The sequence below is a fragment of the Pantoea sp. ACRSC genome, from assembly GCF_022346785.1.
Lineage (GTDB): Bacteria > Pseudomonadota > Gammaproteobacteria > Enterobacterales > Enterobacteriaceae > Pantoea > Pantoea alvi.
On the sequence record NZ_JAKRNN010000008.1, the window covers coordinates 98,294 to 114,871 of the forward strand.

14 protein-coding genes and 1 pseudogene are annotated in these 16,578 nt (G+C 57.6%); 9 read left to right on the forward strand and 6 right to left on the reverse strand.

Features of this window, described 5'->3' with window-relative positions:
* Nucleotides 1-12: 12 nt before the first annotated feature.
* Together MHZ97_RS10275 and MHZ97_RS10280 are read left to right on the forward strand one after the other, a co-directional pair.
* Nucleotides 13-1,173: a methionine aminotransferase gene (locus MHZ97_RS10275; protein ID WP_103795826.1), complete on the forward strand. Its 1,161-nt coding sequence runs from the start codon at nt 13-15 to the stop codon at nt 1,171-1,173.
* A 15-nt stretch (nt 1,174-1,188) separates the two neighbouring features.
* Nucleotides 1,189-1,968: a transporter substrate-binding domain-containing protein gene (locus MHZ97_RS10280; RefSeq protein WP_103795825.1), complete on the forward strand. Its 780-nt coding sequence runs from the start codon at nt 1,189-1,191 to the stop codon at nt 1,966-1,968.
* An 81-nt stretch (nt 1,969-2,049) separates the two neighbouring features.
* Here the strand turns inward: MHZ97_RS10280 and MHZ97_RS10285 are convergent, their stop codons facing one another.
* Entirely contained in the window at nt 2,050-2,952 is a 903-nt protein-coding gene (locus MHZ97_RS10285) for a pyridoxal-phosphate dependent enzyme (RefSeq protein WP_103795824.1), read from the reverse strand.
* A gap of 578 nt (nt 2,953-3,530) precedes the next feature.
* On the opposite strand from MHZ97_RS10285, the gene MHZ97_RS10290 reads away from it, so the two are divergent.
* Nucleotides 3,531-4,775, forward strand: coding sequence for an oligosaccharide flippase family protein (locus MHZ97_RS10290; RefSeq protein ID WP_255729436.1), 1,245 nt, complete (start codon nt 3,531-3,533; stop codon nt 4,773-4,775).
* Entirely contained in the window at nt 4,776-5,639 is an 864-nt protein-coding gene (locus MHZ97_RS10295; protein ID WP_239314472.1) for an ATP-grasp fold amidoligase family protein, read from the forward strand. It abuts the gene before it with no gap.
* Nucleotides 5,640-5,821: 182 nt separating this feature from the next.
* Here the strand turns inward: MHZ97_RS10295 and pepT are convergent, their stop codons facing one another.
* Nucleotides 5,822-7,048, reverse strand: coding sequence for a peptidase T (pepT, locus tag MHZ97_RS10300; RefSeq protein ID WP_239314471.1), 1,227 nt, complete (start codon nt 7,046-7,048; stop codon nt 5,822-5,824).
* A 122-nt stretch (nt 7,049-7,170) separates the two neighbouring features.
* Between pepT and MHZ97_RS10305 the strand changes: the two genes are divergently transcribed.
* Nucleotides 7,171-8,760, forward strand: coding sequence for an ABC transporter substrate-binding protein (locus MHZ97_RS10305; RefSeq protein ID WP_239314470.1), 1,590 nt, complete (start codon nt 7,171-7,173; stop codon nt 8,758-8,760).
* Here MHZ97_RS10305 and MHZ97_RS10310 read toward each other — a convergent pair whose 3' ends face one another.
* Nucleotides 8,761-9,669, reverse strand: a complete 909-nt coding sequence (locus MHZ97_RS10310; RefSeq protein WP_103795899.1) for a LysR family transcriptional regulator — start codon at nt 9,667-9,669, stop codon at nt 8,761-8,763. It abuts the gene before it with no gap.
* A gap of 154 nt (nt 9,670-9,823) precedes the next feature.
* Here MHZ97_RS10310 and MHZ97_RS10315 point away from each other — a divergent pair, with 154 nt between their 5' ends.
* Complete coding sequence (locus MHZ97_RS10315; RefSeq protein WP_239314469.1) at nt 9,824-11,245, forward strand: M20 family metallopeptidase; 1,422 nt, start codon at nt 9,824-9,826, stop codon at nt 11,243-11,245.
* Complete coding sequence (locus MHZ97_RS10320; protein ID WP_239314468.1) at nt 11,242-12,516, forward strand: MFS transporter; 1,275 nt, start codon at nt 11,242-11,244, stop codon at nt 12,514-12,516. Before MHZ97_RS10315 ends, MHZ97_RS10320 begins: the two co-directional genes overlap by 4 nt.
* Before the next feature lie 256 nt (nt 12,517-12,772).
* Here MHZ97_RS10320 and aldA read toward each other — a convergent pair whose 3' ends face one another.
* Complete coding sequence (gene aldA, locus MHZ97_RS10325) at nt 12,773-14,212, reverse strand: aldehyde dehydrogenase (protein WP_239314467.1); 1,440 nt, start codon at nt 14,210-14,212, stop codon at nt 12,773-12,775.
* Nucleotides 14,213-14,451: 239 nt separating this feature from the next.
* On the opposite strand from aldA, the gene MHZ97_RS10330 reads away from it, so the two are divergent.
* On the forward strand, nt 14,452-14,718 hold the full coding sequence (locus MHZ97_RS10330) for a DksA/TraR family C4-type zinc finger protein (RefSeq protein WP_103795816.1): 267 nt from the start codon (nt 14,452-14,454) through the stop codon (nt 14,716-14,718).
* 1 nt (nt 14,719) lies between these two features.
* Here the strand turns inward: MHZ97_RS10330 and MHZ97_RS10335 are convergent, their stop codons facing one another.
* Nucleotides 14,720-14,818 (reverse strand): YoaK family small membrane protein, encoded by a 99-nt coding sequence (locus tag MHZ97_RS10335; RefSeq protein ID WP_146053821.1) that lies wholly within the window; start codon nt 14,816-14,818, stop codon nt 14,720-14,722.
* A 27-nt stretch (nt 14,819-14,845) separates the two neighbouring features.
* Complete coding sequence (locus MHZ97_RS10340) at nt 14,846-15,169, reverse strand: hypothetical protein (protein ID WP_103795815.1); 324 nt, start codon at nt 15,167-15,169, stop codon at nt 14,846-14,848.
* Between the two features lie 357 nt (nt 15,170-15,526).
* Here MHZ97_RS10340 and rhaT point away from each other — a divergent pair.
* Nucleotides 15,527-16,561 (forward strand): annotated as a pseudogene (gene rhaT / locus MHZ97_RS10345) (L-rhamnose/proton symporter RhaT).
* Nucleotides 16,562-16,578: the final 17 nt, after the last annotated feature.

Genomic DNA, 16,578 nt, shown 5'->3' on the forward strand with positions numbered 1-16,578 from the left:
GGAGCACGCCCGATGAAAAGCAGCGTTAACGTCACGTCCAAACTGCCCGACGTAGGCACCACCATATTCAGCGTCATCGGTCAGCTCTCCGCGCAGCACCGCGCCATTAACCTGTCGCAGGGCGCGCCCAACTTCCCGTGCGATCCGGCGCTGGTGGAGGAGGTCAGCCGCGCCATGCGTGAAGGTCATAACCAGTATGCGCCCATGACCGGCTGGCCCGCGCTCAAAGAGGCGCTGGCGGCGAAGGTCGCCTCGCTCTACGGACAGCACTACGATCCAGCGACCGAAGTGCTGATCAGCGGTAGCGCCAGCCAGGGTATCTATATGGCGATTACCGCGCTGGTGAACCAGGGCGATGAGGTGATTTTCTTCGAGCCCGCCTTTGACAGCTACGCGCCGGTGGTGCGTTTGCAGGGCGGCATCCCGGTGGGTTTGAAGCTGCAGTTCCCCGACTATGCCATCGACTGGGAGGCGCTGCGCGCTGCGCTGACGCCGCGCACCCGCATGATCATTATTAATACGCCGCACAACCCGAGCGCGCAGGTGCTGACGCCCGCCGATCTGGCGCAGCTGGCAGCGCTAACGCGCGGCACCGATATTGTGGTGCTCTCCGATGAAGTCTATGAGCATATTCTGTTCGACGGCCGCGCCCACTGCGGTATGGCGACCCATCCGGAGCTGGCGCAGCGCAGCGTTATCGTCTCCTCATTCGGCAAAACCTTCCACGTAACCGGCTGGCGCGTCGGCTACTGTCTCGCCCCCGCCAGGCTGATGGAGGAGCTGGTTAAGGTGCATCAGTTTATGATGTACGCCGCCGATACGCCGATGCAGATCGGCTTTGCGCACTATCTGCAGCACGCCGGGAACTATCTCTCGCTCTCGGCCTTCTACCAGCAGAAGCGCGATCGCCTGGTGGCGCTGCTGCAGGCGTCGCCGTTTAAGCTGCTGCCGTGCGCCGGTTCGTTTTTTGTTTTGGCCAGCTACGGACATTTCAGTGACGAATCTGACAGCGAGATGGTAAAACGTCTTATCGTCGAACAGGGTGTGGCCACCATTCCGCTTTCGGCGTTTTATATGGACGGTACCGACAACAAGGTTATTCGGCTCTCATTTGCAAAAGACGACGTTACCCTGCAGCGCGGCGCGGAAGCGCTCTGTCGGGTGAAGGGTTAATCTCAGGGGAAAAAAATGAAAAAAGTGAACGCGATTTTTTTAGCGCTGGGCCTGATGAGTTCGGCGCACGCGCTGGCGGCGGAGACGCTGCGTTACGGCCTTGAATCGCAGTATGCGCCGTTTGAGAGCCGCAACGCGCAGGGCGAGCTGGAGGGGTTCGACATTGAGCTGGGCAAAGCCATTTGCGCGACCGGCAATTTTGACTGTCACTGGGTAGAGAGCAGTTTCGACGCGCTGATCCCGGCGCTGCAGGCGAAGAAGTTCGACGCCATTAACTCGGCGATGAATATCACCGAGGCGCGGGCGAAGAGCATCGACTTTACGAAACCGATCTACCGCATTCCGAGCATGCTGATCGTGAAACAGGGCGAGAAGCTCCAGCCCACCGCTGAAGCGCTAAAGGGCAAGAATATTGGCGTGCTGCAGGGTTCCATTCAGGAGACCTACGCTAAAAAGCACTGGGAGAGCCAGGGCGTAACCGTCACCTCCTATCAGGATCAGAATCAGGTCTATAACGATATGGTTGCGGGCCGTCTGGACGGGACGCTGGTGATGTCCGCCGCCGGCCAGTCGGGCTTCCTCGATAAACCGCAGGGCAAAGGCTTTGCCTTCGCCGGCAAGGCGGTCGAGGATGACGCGATTCTCGGTTCCGGCATCGGTTTTGGTCTGCGTAAGGGCGATACGAAGCTGAAGCAGGCGCTGGATGCGGCGATTACCAAAATCCAGGATGACGGCACGGTGAAGAAGCTGGCGGAGAAATATTTCCCCGGCATCGACGTCAGCACGACAAAGTAAGAAGAAAGGGCGGCTAATAGCCGCCTTTTTTATCGCTGCCGCTGCCGCTGCCGGGGCGAACAGAGAAGAGATTAGCCCCTGTTACCCGAGCAGACTCTCCACGGTGACCGATGCTCCGCCGCACACGATCACCAGCACATTATCTGTCGGGCTAAAGCGGATCTTACGATCGTATAAGAGGGATAAAGAAACCCCGCATGCCGGCTCGGTCAGCACGCGGTGATCGTCCAGAAATCGCCGACAGGCTGAGGTGGCTTCCTCATCGGAAACCAGCAGGCTGGTCACATTGCCCCGGCACGCAACCTTAAAGGCATTTTCGCATACCTGACTGGCCGCCAGAGTGGTGGCAATCCCGCTGACGCTATCAAGACGCACAAGTCGGCCAGCATTGAGCGAGGCGTTGAGCGAGGCCGTGCCGTAAGTCTCAACGGCGTAGACGGGAATATGACTCAGCTGGTGCTTTTCCAGACCCTGGGCGAGGCCAGACAGCAGGCTTCCACCGCCCACGGAAAGAATCACCGCGTCCGGGCGAACGCCTTCGTTAATCACTTCATCCACGATTGTGCTGATCCCTTCCCAGAGCAGCGGGTTATCGAAGGGGTGAATATAAAAGATCTCATCCGTCGCCAGAGAGAGCGCGTAATCATTCGCCTCGCTCCACACCTTGCCGTGGACAACCAGCCGTGCGCCTTCCTGCTCAATCAGCTGTCGGGCTCTGGCAGAGGTGGTTTCGGGCACCACCACCGTAACCGGCACCCCCAGTTTGCGGCCGCTGTGCGCCACCGCGATACCGGCATTTCCGCCGGAGGAGCTGACAAATGCTTTCGCGTTCTGGCTGGCGTAATAACGGCAAATATGCGCGGCGCTGCGGAGCTTAAACGATCCGGTTGGCTGGGAGGACTCCATCTTCAGCCAGACAGAGCAGCCACTCTGCTGGCTTAATGGAAGAGAGTGGATCAGCGGGGTAGAGATGCTTATTGCCATTAATATCTGTCCTTATGAAAAAATATTATTATCTCGCCAGCGAGGGCGGCAGGCTGTTTCAGAAACCATCATAGAGTTAATACGCGGCAATACCAGCCTGGGTTGAAAAACTTTCTTATTTATTGCGCTGCTTCTGAAACAGGGTGGCCCGGCGGTGCAGCCGCGTCTGCTGTCGACTGTGCTGCGGTGAGACGCCGGTTTATTGAGGCGTAAAGATTATCTGTTGTTCTCTGCGTGGTTTTATTGTGGCTCGCGATGAATGTTAAGATAAAGGCCATTAATAAGCAGCCAGCGGGCAGCTGGTTAAATAAATAGTGATCACCAGTTATAACTGGGCGCGATATTACGCCCGTGACGTCATTAATCTGATTAATTAAAAAAGCGCTTCACTATTTTTATACAAGTGGCCACACTCTTTACCAGAAAAAATGGCGCCATCAGCCAGGCGTAGCGAAGAGGTTTGCTTATTCAATCAGGCGCAGAGCAGGTTGACATTCTCTGTTTATTGGCGGGAATTGCCCCCAGCGAGACGAGTTAAATGCGGCGCATTTTAGCGCCGTGCTGATGCGAGACAGAATATGTACTCTAATGCAATATGGATTATGCTGGAGAAGTCAATTAATATCATTGGGCTGTTGTATATTAATTCGTTGATGGCCAAATATATTGGGCCAGAGAATTTTGGTAAGATAAATATCACCACCTCGCTTTTTGTTTTTGTGCAAACCTTATCCTGGTTTGGCGGGCAGAACATCATTTTCAAACGGATGAGCGAAAAGGCCGCCTCCGGGATCGCGATGGCGATCCACACGCAAAATCAGCGGCGCTTTTTCTTTCTGCTGTCATCAGGGGCGGTGTTAATCGCGCTCTCGCTTTTTTCTGATCCCGTGGTGTTTGCGTTTGGCGTGGCTAACTGCATCGCTACCTACTTTATTGTGATGGATTTCTTCTCTGTCTATAACAACACCCAGCTAAAATCAAAGATCAACACGATAACAAACGTAATCGGGCTCTCTGTTGCGCTACTGATCCGGTTCCTGGTGTCGCACTTTAAGATGCCGGTTTATTACTTCACTATACCGATCGTTATTATTCCTCTTGTGCCCTATATTATGCGCCTTATCTATTTCCACTATACCACCGAAGTAAAAGCGCGCGCGAAAGGGGGAAAGATTTATAATCTGCACCTGCTTTACACGGGCGGGGCGTTGATTCTCTCAAGCCTGTCTGCCGATATCTATACGCAGGTTTCGAGCCTTTTTTTAGCGCGGATACTCACCTATTCAGACCTGGGCGTCTATAGCGTGGCGCTCACCCTGGGTGGCGCATGGTCATTTATTGTTTTAGCGCTGATTACCAGCTTCTTTTCGCGCATCTACAGTGAAAAAAATCCGCTGGTGGTCGAACGCCTGCTGGTTAACATTAATCGCCTGGTTATCCTGCTCTCTCTGGTGATGCTCGGCGGCTTTGCTGTTTTTGGTGATGACGTTATCCGCCTGCTCTATGGCGAGAGCTATAGCGACGCCGTGGCGATTATTCCCGTTATTATCATCGGCACGATGTTCTCTTCGCTCGGCACCATTTGCTACCGCTATATCATAAAGGAATCGGGCTACAGCTACCTGGCTAAAAAGATGTTTCTATGCTGTCTGTTCACCATTCCCTTATCCTGGCTAATGATCCATGCATTTGGCATTAAGGGAGCGGCATATTGCTTTTTGATTGTAGAGCTTTTGTCCTGCACGCTGCTTAATTACTTTTTTAAAGATAAAACCATTTTCAAAATGCATCTTGGCATCTTCAAATCAAGAGGGTCTGCTTAAATGATAAAACAAACGGTAAAGTCCGCCTTAAAGATAAGTGCAAATATCTTTCCTGAGTCATGTGCAAAGGCACACTATTTTATCAGGTTCAGGAAAAGGCTTAACCTGACCAATCCCACTAACCTTAATGAGAAGATTCAGTGGCTGAAGTTTAACGAACTCGACAACGACATTTACACGCTGTGCGCCGACAAATACAAGGTCAGGGAGTATGTCTCATCAAAAGGCTGCGGTGAGATCCTAAACGATCTCTACGGCGTTTATGATAACCCCCAGGATATCGACTACAGGGCGCTGCCCGAAAAGTTTGCGCTTAAATGCAACCATGGCGCAGGCTATAATATTATCTGTAGTGATAAAGCCCGGCTCGATATTGAGAAAACCAACCGGCAGCTCAACAGGTGGCTAAAAGAGGATTTCTCATCGCTTTTTGTCGAGCCGCAGTACAAAAAAATCGAAAGAAAAATTTTGTGCGAAAAGTTTATTGAGAATGCGCGCGGCGGTTTTCCCGATGATTACAAGTTTTACTGTTTTAACGGCAGACCCTATGCGGTAATGGTCTGTGTCGGACGCGAAAAGGGAAGGCCAAAGTTCTACTATTTTGATATGAACTGGCATCCTCTTCCTTTCGAAGATACCCTTGAGCTAATCAGCAAAAACGATTATCCCGCCATGCCTGATGGCTTTGATAAAATGAAACACTATGCGACGCAGTTAGCCTCCGACTTCAAGTTTGTACGCGCCGATTTTTATCTTATCGCGGGCAGGGTTATTTTTGGCGAACTGACCTTTACGACGTCAGCCGGGCTGGATGTTACGTTACAGCAGGCGGATATCATTTTAGGCAGCCAGTTAACCCTGTAACCCGCCGCGCAATCCTCTGCCGATCCTCCCTCCCTTGCCAGCGATGGCGCAGGGGACCCCATTAGCGTCCGTGAGTCGACAGTTGAGCCGTCTGTCGATTCAGCTGCCGTTGTCTCGCCAGATGCTGACCGGCCCTGCAAATTAACAGGGCAGCGATGCAGCGACCGCACCGCCACCGATGGTCAGCTCTGCGCCGCCAGCAGGCAAAGCCTCTCCGCCACCTGATAAGATTTCACAAACGACGAGATGGGCAGAAATTCGAAGCGGGAGTGGAAGTTGTGCGCGCCGGTAAAAAAGTTTGGCGTCAGCAGCCCCTTCGCCGACAGCGCCGCCCCGTCGGTGCCGCCGCGCATGGGGATCACCTTCGGTTCAATATTGAGATCCGCCAGCGCGGCGAAGATCAGATTGATGGCGCGGCGATCCTCGCCTACGGCGTTGCTAATATTGCTGTAGATATCGCTGATGCTGATGGCGACGCTGCCGGTCGGGTAGCGTTGCGCAATCTGCGTCACCGCCTGCTGCAGCTGCGCCTTACGCGCGGCAAACTGCGCCAGATCGAAATCGCGAATCGAGGCCTTCAGCGTTGCCTGGCTGGCGCCCGCCTGCATCTCGTTAAACCAGATATAGCCTTCGCGGCCCTCGGTATGCTCCGGCGTCTCCTGACGATCGAACAGGCTGATAAAGTCGTGCGCCATCAGCAGCGGATTGACCAGCACCCCTTTGGCCGACATCGGATGGGCCGGCACGCCGGTAAAGGTGATTTCCGCTGAGGCAGCGTTAAAGTTCTCATAAACCACTTCCCCCAGCTCGCAGCAGTCGATGGTCCAGGCGAAATCGACGTTAAAGCGCCGCTCCAGATCGAGCGCTTTGGCGCCGCGCAGGCCGATCTCCTCATCGGGCACAAAGGCCACCACGATATCGCCGTGATCGCCCTGCAAATTCTCCATCAGCGTCATCACCACCGTTACCGCCGCTTTATTGTCTGCGCCCAGCACGCTGGTGCCGTCGCTGAAAATAATCTCTTCGCCGAGATAGGGGGCGATCTCTGGATGCTCGTCGCGGCGCAGCCAGATATCTTCTCGCGCGTTAAGCAACAGATCCTCGCCCTGCCAGGTGAGGATCTGCGGATGAATATCGGGCGACAGCCCCACATCGACGGTATCGATATGGGTGATAAACCCGATGCGCGGCGCATCCTGCCGGTTGCCGCGCTTCACTGCGGTCACCGTGGCGCAGTCGTCGATAACGACCTCATCCAGCCCGAGAGCGGTCAGCTCCTGCGCCAGCAGCTGCGCCATGGCGTGCTGGGATGGCGTGCTCGGCAAAGTATTCGATTTAGCGTCGCTCTGGCTACTGACCGCCAGATAGCGGAAAAAACGTTGGGTTAACTGATTTGCAAGGGCTGTCATCACTGATCCTTATTTGTCTGCCAGCAGCAGGATTCGCTATGTTACGAAAACGTGGTATCCATAAAGCGCCTGGATCATTTAGGGAATCTGACCAACGGAAGTCAATAAAAAGTGAGGAAATGATGAAAGTGAAGATAGCGATGCTGGCGTTGCTGACCGCTACCCTGGCGCATAACGCCAGCGCGAAAACGCTGGTTTACTGTGCCGAAGGGTCGCCGGAAAACTTTAATCCGCAGCTCTACACCTCGGGAACCAGCGTGGACGCCAGCGCGGTGCCGGTCTTTAACCGGCTGGTTGATTTTAAATATGGCACCACCGAACTGGTGCCGAGCCTGGCGGAAAGCTGGGAGATCAGCCCGGACGGCAAGGTCTACACCTTCCACCTGCGTAAAAACGTCCCTTTTCAGAGCAATAAAGCCTTCAGGCCCAGCCGCGATTTCAACGCCGACGACGTTATCTTCTCTTTTATGCGGCAGATGGATAGCAAAAATCCCTACCACAACGTCTCGGGCGGCACCTACGCCAACTTTGACAGCCTGGAGTTGACCACGCTGATCAAGAGCATCGATCGCGTCGATGACCACACCGTACGCTTTACCCTGAATCACGCGGAGTCGCCGTTCCTCGCCGATCTCGCCTGGTACTTCGCCTCGATTCACTCCGCCGAATATGCTGACCAGATGCTGAAGGCGGGCACGCCAGAGAAGGTCGATATGGATCCCATCGGCACCGGGCCATTCCAGCTGGTGCAGTATCAGAAAGACTCGCGCATTCTCTATAAGGCATTTCCAGACTACTGGGGAGGCAAGGCGAAGCTGGACCGCATCGTCTTCAGCATTACGCCGGACGCGTCGGTTCGTCTCGCCAAACTGGAGAAGGGAGAGTGTCAGATTATGCCGTTCCCGAATCCCGCCGATCTGGAGAAGATGCGCAGCAACCCGGCGATTAACCTGATGCAAAAGGCGGGGCTGAATACTGGCTTCCTTGCCTTCAACACCACCAAAGCACCGCTGGATAAGGTTGAGGTGCGCCAGGCGCTGGCGATGGCGATTAATAAACCCGCCATCATCGACGCGATTTTCAAAGGCACCGGCACCGCGGCGAAAAATATTCTGCCGCCGGGCGTCTGGAGCGAAAACAACGCGCTGAAAGATTACGACTACGATCCGGAAAAGGCGAAGGCGCTGCTGCAACAGGCGGGTATTAAACCCGGTACCGAGATCGCGCTCTGGGCGATGCCGGTTTCCCGTCCCTATAACCCTAACGCTCGGCGTATGGCGGAGATGATCCAGGCGGACTGGGCGAAAGTCGGCATCAAGGCGACAATCGTTACCTACGAATGGGGCGAATATCTCAAGCGGGTGCGCAGCGGCGAGCATCAGGCGGCGCTGATGGGCTGGACCACCGCTACCGGCGATCCCGATAACTTCTTCGGCCCGCTCTACAGCTGTAAATCGTCCCAGGGCGGCTCAAACTCGTCGAAGTGGTGCTATCAGCCGTTTGAAAAGCTGATCGTCGCGGCGCGCGCCGAGCCGGATCAGGGCAAGCGTACCGCGCTCTACCTGCAGGCGCAGCAGATTATGCATGACCAGATGCCGGCGGTGATGATTGCCCACTCCACCATCTTTGAGCCGGTGCGCAAAGAGGTAAGCGGCTACGATATCGATCCGTTCGGCAAACACATCTTCTATCCGGTCGATATCAAAAAGTAATCAGGCCAGTCCGGCAGCGATGGCGTTCAGGCGCTGCTGGAGAAAGGCGAGAAAGGGCGACAGCGCCGCGTTGCGCTGTCGTCCCGACACCCGTTGCAGCTGCAGCGTGCGCTGGCTGAGCTGGTCGACTCCCATCTCGCGCAGCACCAGATGCTGGGTTTGGGTGGCGTTGAGCAGGGTAAAGGCGCTGCTGATGGTGATCGCCTCGGGGGTATGAAGCAGAAACTGGTAAAGCGTGGCGAAATAGTCGCAGGTGAGCACCGGCTCAATAACGCAGCCGCGCATCTGGCAGGCGAGGTCGAACAGCTGCCGCACCGTGGTGTTTTGCTCCGGCAGCGCCATCGGATAGTGGCTGAGCGCCTCCAGCGTCACCGGCTGCTGCGCCAGCGGATGATCCTTGTGCATTGCCAGCAGCACCGGGGCGGGCCAGGATCCCATCACCTCTACGCCGCGTTCTGGATGAAGGCTGAACTGTAGCGCCACGTCGCACTCCCCGGCGCGCACCCGTTCCGCTACGCCCTGCGCGCTCTCTACCTTTAAGGCGAAGTAGACGCCGGGATTCAGCGCGCGAAACTCCGCCAGCAGGCCGGGCAGCAGACTGAACGCCATGCCGTCGGTGCAGGCGATGCGGATCAGCGTGCGGCGGATCGCCTTCAGTCCCTTAATCTCCGCCAGCGCATGCTCCATATCGAGCTGGCTTTGCCGCACCTGACGGGCAAAGATCTCGCCCGCCTCATTAAGCACCATGCCGCGCGCATGACGATCGAACAGCGGCGCGCCCACCTGCGCCTCCAGCCGCTGGATCTGGCGGCTGATGGCGGAGACCGCCACAAACAGCTGCTCGCTGGCGGCGCTCAGCGACCCGCTGTTAGCCACGGCGAGGAAATAACGGATTTCACTGCTCAGCATCATCTCACCTCTGCACCCCGGCGGTGCGTGCCTCTTTATCGGGCATTCTAGCTTTGCTCTTAAAGCAAGGCTATGTCGATAAATTGATAATTGTGGCAATGCCAGGCTTTTGGCAAAGATAGAGCGACGACACAATAAAAAAGACAGGGCAAACATGACGAAACAACAGGCGATTCAACAGGCGATGCGCTATTTCGACAGCGGGGAATTTCAGCGGCTTCTGGCACGTCGCGTGGCGTGCGTCACCGAAAGCCAGCGGGCGGATCGCGACGGCGAGCTTAATCACTATCTGCATCAGGAGATCGCGCCGCAGCTGACGGCGCTCGGCTTCAGTCTGCAGATTATCGACAACACCGTAGCGGAAAATCGCCCGTTTCTGGTGGCGACGCGCATCGAGGATGAGTCGCTGCCGACGCTGCTGGTCTACGGACATGGCGACGTGGTATTTGGCGACGATGAAAACTGGCGCGACGGCCTGGATCCCTGGCAGCTGACCGAAGAGGGCGACCGCTGGTATGGGCGCGGCAGCGCCGACAACAAAGGCCAGCACTGCATCAATCTGGCGGCGCTGGAGCAGGTCTACCAGGCGCGCGGCGGCCGGCTCGGCTTCAACTGTAAGATCCTGTTTGAAATGGGCGAAGAGATCGGCTCGCCGGGGCTGGCCGAGCTGTGTCAGCAGCAGCAGGCGCTGCTGCGCGCCGATCTCTTTATCGCCTCCGACGGGCCGCGCGTTAGCGCGTCGCAACCGACGCTGTTCCTTGGCTCGCGCGGCGCGGTCAATTTTCGCCTTACTATCAGTGCGCGGGACAACGCCTATCACTCCGGCAACTGGGGCGGCCTGTTAAGCAATCCCGGCACCCAGCTGGCTAACGCCATCAGCACGCTGGTCAACGCGCGCGGCGTGTTGCAGGTTGAGGCGCTGAAGCCCGACTCGCTGAGCGCGGCGGTGCGCGCCATTCTCAGCGATATCGAGGTGGGCGGTATGCCGGGCGATCCGGCGCTGGACGCCGGCTGGGGTGAACCCGGCCTGACGGCGGCGGAGCGCCTCTACGGCTGGAACACGCTGGAGGTGCTGGCGTTTGAAACCGGCAATCCGGCGCGTCCCATGAACGCCATTCCCGGCGAGGCGACCGCGGTCTGTCAGCTGCGCTTTGTGGTGGGCACCGACTGGGAAAAGCTGGTGACGCACGTTGAAGCGCACCTGCGCGCCCACGGATTTGACTATGTACAGGTTGAATTTCTGCGCGGCTCGCCCGCCACGCGCCTCGATCCGCAAAGCCCGCTGGTCGGCTGGGCGCTGGAGAGCCTGGCCGCCAGCAGCGGCAAAAAGCCGGCGCTGCTGCCTAACCTGGGCGGTTCGCTGCCAAACGAAGTCTTTTCCGATATTCTCGGCCTGCCGACCCTCTGGGTGCCGCACTCATATCCGGCCTGCGGCCAGCACGGTGTCAACGAGCATATGCTGAAGTCCGTCGCACGCGAAGGGCTGCAGATCATGACGGCACTGTTCTGGCAGCTGGGAGAAGAGGGCGAGGCGCTGCTGGCACGCCAGCAGGCTTCTACAGGAGCGCGCGTATGAGCAGCCTGACGCAAGCGCCGCCGCAGGTTCAGATCCGGCCGAGCCTGCATAAAACGCTGTTCGCCACCTGTATTGGCAACGCGCTGGAGTGGTTCGATATTGCGGTTTACGGCTTTTTCGCCAGCTATATCGCCCACGCCTTTTTCCCCACCAGCGACGCCTCCGTGTCGCTGCTGCTCACCTTTGGCAGCTTTGGCGTCTCTTTTCTTATTCGTCCGCTCGGCGCAGTGGTGCTGGGCAACTACGCCGATCGCCACGGGCGCAAAAAGGCACTGCTGCTCTCCATTAACCTGATGATGCTGGGCGGCGCGATCATTACCTTTATGCCGGAGTACGGCACCATCGGGCTGGCGGCACCGCTGCTGATCATGCTGGCGCGCCTGATTCAGGGCTTCTCGGCGGGCGGCGAGTTCGGCAGCTCAACGGCGTTTCTGGTGGAGCATTTTCCCGAGCGCAAAGCCTTTATCGCCAGCTGGCAGTTTGCGACGCAGGGCGCCAGCACGCTGATGGCCTCCGCCTTTGGCCTGGGGCTGACGCAGATCCTTAGCGAGGCGCAGATCCACTCCTGGGGCTGGCGCATTCCGTTTGCTTTCGGTCTGCTAATCGGCCCGCTGGGGATCTATATCCGCCGTCACGTTCATGAACCGGCCAGCTTCACGCAGCAGGCGAAAACCACGGCGCCGCTGAAGCAGCTGTTCGGGCAGCAGAAAGAGCGGATGCTGCTGGCGATCGGACTGATGGTGATTTCAACGGCGGTTAACTACATGCTTAACTATGTGCCGACTTACGCCACCAAAACGCTGCATCTGCCGGGCAGCGTCGCGTTTAGCGCCACGCTGCTGGCGGGCGCCATTTTGACGCTGGTCACGCCGCTGATGGGGCTGTGGGCCGAGCGCGTAGGGCGTGTGCCGCTGATGTGGGGCTCGCTGCTGCTGCTGCTGGTGACGATCTATCCCGCCTTCAGCTATATGGTGGATCACACCTCGCCGCTGACGCTGATGCTGCTGGTGGGCTGGATGGCGCTGCTGAAATCGATCTACTTCTCCACCGTGCCGTCGGTGATGGCGGATCTCTTCCCGGTGAGCACGCGCGCCAGTGGCATGGCGATCGGCTATAACGTTGCGGTGACCCTCTTCGGCGGCTTTGCGCCGCTGGTCTGCACGCTGCTGATTAACGCCACCGGCAGCAGCCTCGCGCCGGGATACTATCTGATGGCGGTATCGCTGCTGAGCGCCGCGGCGCTGCTGCGCAGCCGGTCGCGCGTTGCCTGAACGCGTTTTAAAGAAGGGGTTGCGGACGAGGAAAGGGGCTTAAAAGCAAAACGTCTCGCGTCGCAAGGCGCGAGACGGCCTGTTACCGGGGCGGGACAACCGTACAGCTTCGCATAACTGCGGCTTTTACAGCTGAAAAGGCCGTCTCGAGGACGGCCTTCAGGTTGTGTGCTGACAGATTATTCAGCCTGAAAAGGGCTATTGCGCTGAAAACGCTGTCGAATAGCTGTTTTGCTCCAGGAGGCCCGTATCAGCTTTACAAGGAGAACTGCAGATAGGCGACGTGCGTCTGCAGATATTCTTCCAGCCCATGCCGTCCGTCGGCACCGCCGATGCCCGATTTACGCCAGCCCGCATGGAAACCCTGCATCGCTTCAAAGTTTTCGCGGTTTACGTAGGTTTCGCCGAACTTCAGCTTGCGCAGCGCCACCATGGTGGTATTCAAATCCCGCGTATAAAGAGAGGAGGTCAGGCCGTACTCGCAGTCGTTAGCCAGCGCGATGGCTTCGTCCAGCGTTTTAAAGGTCATCACCGGCAGCACCGGGCCGAAGATCTCCTCGCGCATAATCTCCATATCCTGACGGACATCGGTGATAATGGTAGGCTGGAAAAAGAAGCCTTTCTCACCGGCGCGTTTGCCGCCCAGCACCACCTTGCCGCCCGCCGCCACCGCGTCCGCCACTTTTTTCTCGACGCGCGCCAGCGCGGCGGCGTTAATCAGCGGCCCCATATCCAGCTCGCGCTGCTCTGCCGGATCGCCGAAGGTCACGGCGTTAAACGCCTCGGTTAAGGCGCTCATAAAGCGGTCGTAAATGCCTTCCTGCACATAAACCCGCTCCGCGCAGTTACACACCTGCCCGCTGTTGATGACCCGGGAGCTGACGATCGCCTTTACCGCTAACTCGACATCGGCATCATCCATCACGATGGCGGGCGCCTTGCCGCCCAGCTCCAGCGACACTTTGGTCACGTTTTTTGCCGCCGCCGCCATGGTGGCGACCCCTGCGCCAACGCTGCCGGTCAGGCTGACCAGACCAACCTTCGCATTGGCGGCCAGCTCCTGACCAATCTCCGGGCCGTAGCCATAGACAAGGTTAAACACGCCCGGCGGCAGGCCGATGCGATCAACGATCTCAGTAAAGATGCTGGCGTTAAGCGGCGTCAACTCGCTGGGCTTGATCACAATGGTGTTGCCGGTAATCAGCGCGGGCGCAGCTTTGCGCGCGATCAAAAAGAAAGGGAAGTTCCACGGCAGGATCCCGGTGGTCACGCCGATCGCCTTTTTAAAGACAAAAATGTTTTCATTTGGGCGATCGCTGTTGACGATTTCGCCCTCATAGCGGCGCGCCCACTCGGCCATATATTCCAGATAATCGGCGGTGAACAGCACCTCGGTCTGCGCCAGCCCCTGCGTTTTCCCTCCTTCGGCGACGATAGTGGCGGTGAGTTCCGGCTCGCGGTCGCGGATCGCGGCCGCCAGCTTGCGCAGCCAGTTGCCGCGCTCAACGGCGGGCAGCGCCTCCCATGCCGGCTGTGCGCTTTCGGCGGCGTCAATCGCGCGGCTGGCGTCCTGCGCGCGACCTTCAGGTATGCGAGCCAGCAGCGCTTCGGTGGCCGGATTGATCACCTCAATCCATTTATCGCCGCTGTGCGCGACAAACTCACCGTTAATGTAATGTTTGAGTTCTGTTGTCATCTGCCGAATCTCCGATGTCGGGTACGTTAATAAAATGTTTTATAAATGCAGCGTGAAACAAAACCCAAAGCGACACCTTAGTCTCACTGCCATGTGCGGTGCGGCGCTGGCAAATATACGCAGATTGGGATGATAACGGCGGCAGAAGGTTGTATTGGTCGGCAGCGGCCCGCATATCTACCTGAGTTGCACAAAGCGGAATTTGGGCCAACACTTTCAGTAGGTATAAGGGGGATGTTATGGCTAGCGGATGGGCGTCAGACGGCGCCGTTCAGGAACAGATCGAAAGTACGGTAAATGATGAGATCGCGCGCGTGCGCGGCACCATGAGCAAAGGCGAAAGCGCCGAGTTTTGCGACGAGTGCGGCGAGCCGATCCCACAGGCGCGCCGTGAGGCGGTGCCCGGCGTGCGCTTCTGCCTGGCGTGCCAGCAGGAGCATGACAAGGCGCTAAAGGGCAGCGCGCTCTTCAACCGCCGCGGCAGTAAAGACAGCCAGCTGCGTTAGCTCAGGAGCCTGGCATGGCGAGGCCGCTGCCGATGAACCATGCCAGAAAGCCGACGCCAGCCGCGATAATCGCGATCGGAAACAGAATACCCACTCTCATTAAAACCTCGTTATCTCTATCTTTGCGTCAGGCGACCTGCATTACCGCGCGGTGCGTTTTCAGCATGCTAAACAGTTGAAACTGGGAGGCGTCGCTAACGTCGCGCAGCACTTCACCCTTTTTATAGGTAATGCGGTGTACCTGACCCAGCTGACGCCACACCACCAGCGCCGAGGCGATCAGCGCGCAGTTATCTTCCGCCTGCTGGCACTCCAGCGTGGCGTACTGCGCCTCTTCCAGTCCATTAATAAAAATCTTTAACGCGCTGGCGGGCAGTATGGCGCGCAGGTCGTCCAGCATGACGCGGCTGACCCCACGCGTTAAAAACAGCGTTAACCATTTTCCCGTCATCTCTATCCCGGCCATTGAAGATTTTTACCGTTTTATACGGTGTTAAGCGCCATTAGTGAAGCGATCTTTCTGTTGCTGCCAGCGGCGAGACAAAAGCGGCAGCCAGCTGATAAATGTGCTGCGCGGCACAGCATATTTCAAAAAAAACCTGAATAATAAGTTACTTAAAGGATGATCCCGCTGCCAGTCCGACAAAGTCGAAACTGTGATCCGCGTAGGGAGTAACTGGCGGATATTGCCATTCCGGCTTTGCAATCGGCAGCCATCCAAAGGCTGAGGCGTTCAGGCGCGCCGTAGACTGCCTGCTAATCAGGAACCCGGTTTCCTGTAGGCCTCAACCTTATGCAAGGAATAACAATGAACAGTGCCATTATTGCAGGTATCTTCTGGCATCTCGTCGGAGCTGCCAGCGCCGCGTGTTTTTACGCGCCGTTTAAACAGGTGAAAAAGTGGTCATGGGAAACGATGTGGTCGGTGGGCGGCTTTGTCTCCTGGCTGATCCTGCCGTGGGCGGTAAGCGCCGTGCTGCTGCCGAACTTCTGGGCTTACTACGGCAGCTTCAGCCTCTCTCAGCTGCTGCCGGTATTTCTGTTCGGCGCGATGTGGGGCATCGGCAACATTAACTACGGCCTGACGATGCGCTATCTCGGCATGTCGATGGGCATCGGCATCGCGATCGGCATTACGCTGGTGGTCGGCACCCTGATGACGCCGCTGATCCAGGGGCGCTTCGGCGAGCTGTTCGCCTCGACCGGTGGTCGTCTGACGCTGCTCGGCGTCGCCGTGGCGCTGGTAGGGGTCGCCATCGTTTCGCGCGCCGGCCTGCTGAAGGAGCGTGCGCTGGGGATCAACGCCGAGGAGTTCAACCTCAGAAAGGGGCTGGTGCTGGCGGTACTGTGCGGCATCTTCTCGGCCGGCATGTCGTTTGCTATGGATGCGGCTAAGCCGATGCATGAAGCGGCGGCGCAGCTGGGAATCGACCCGCTCTACGTCGCGCTGCCAAGCTATGTGGTGATTATGGGCGGCGGGGCGCTGGTCAATCTGGCGTTCTGTTTTATCCGCCTGGCGGTGAAGCCGGATCTGTCACTGCGTCGCGATCTCGCCGTGGCCAGGCCGCTGCTGATTGCCAATATCGCCTTCGCGGTGCTGGGCGGCACGATGTGGTATCTGCAGTTTTTCTTCTACGCCTAGGGCCACGCCAGCATTCCGCCGCAGTATGACTACGTCAGCTGGATGCTGCATATGAGCCTGTACGTGCTGTGCGGCGGACTGGTCGGGCTGCTGCTGAAAGAGTGGAAGTCGGCCGGGCGCCGTCCGGTCAGCGTGCTCTCCATCGGCTGCGTGGTGATTATTATCGCCGCCAATATCGTCGGACTTGGTCTGGCCGCGTAAGCCTGCAGGAATAAGGT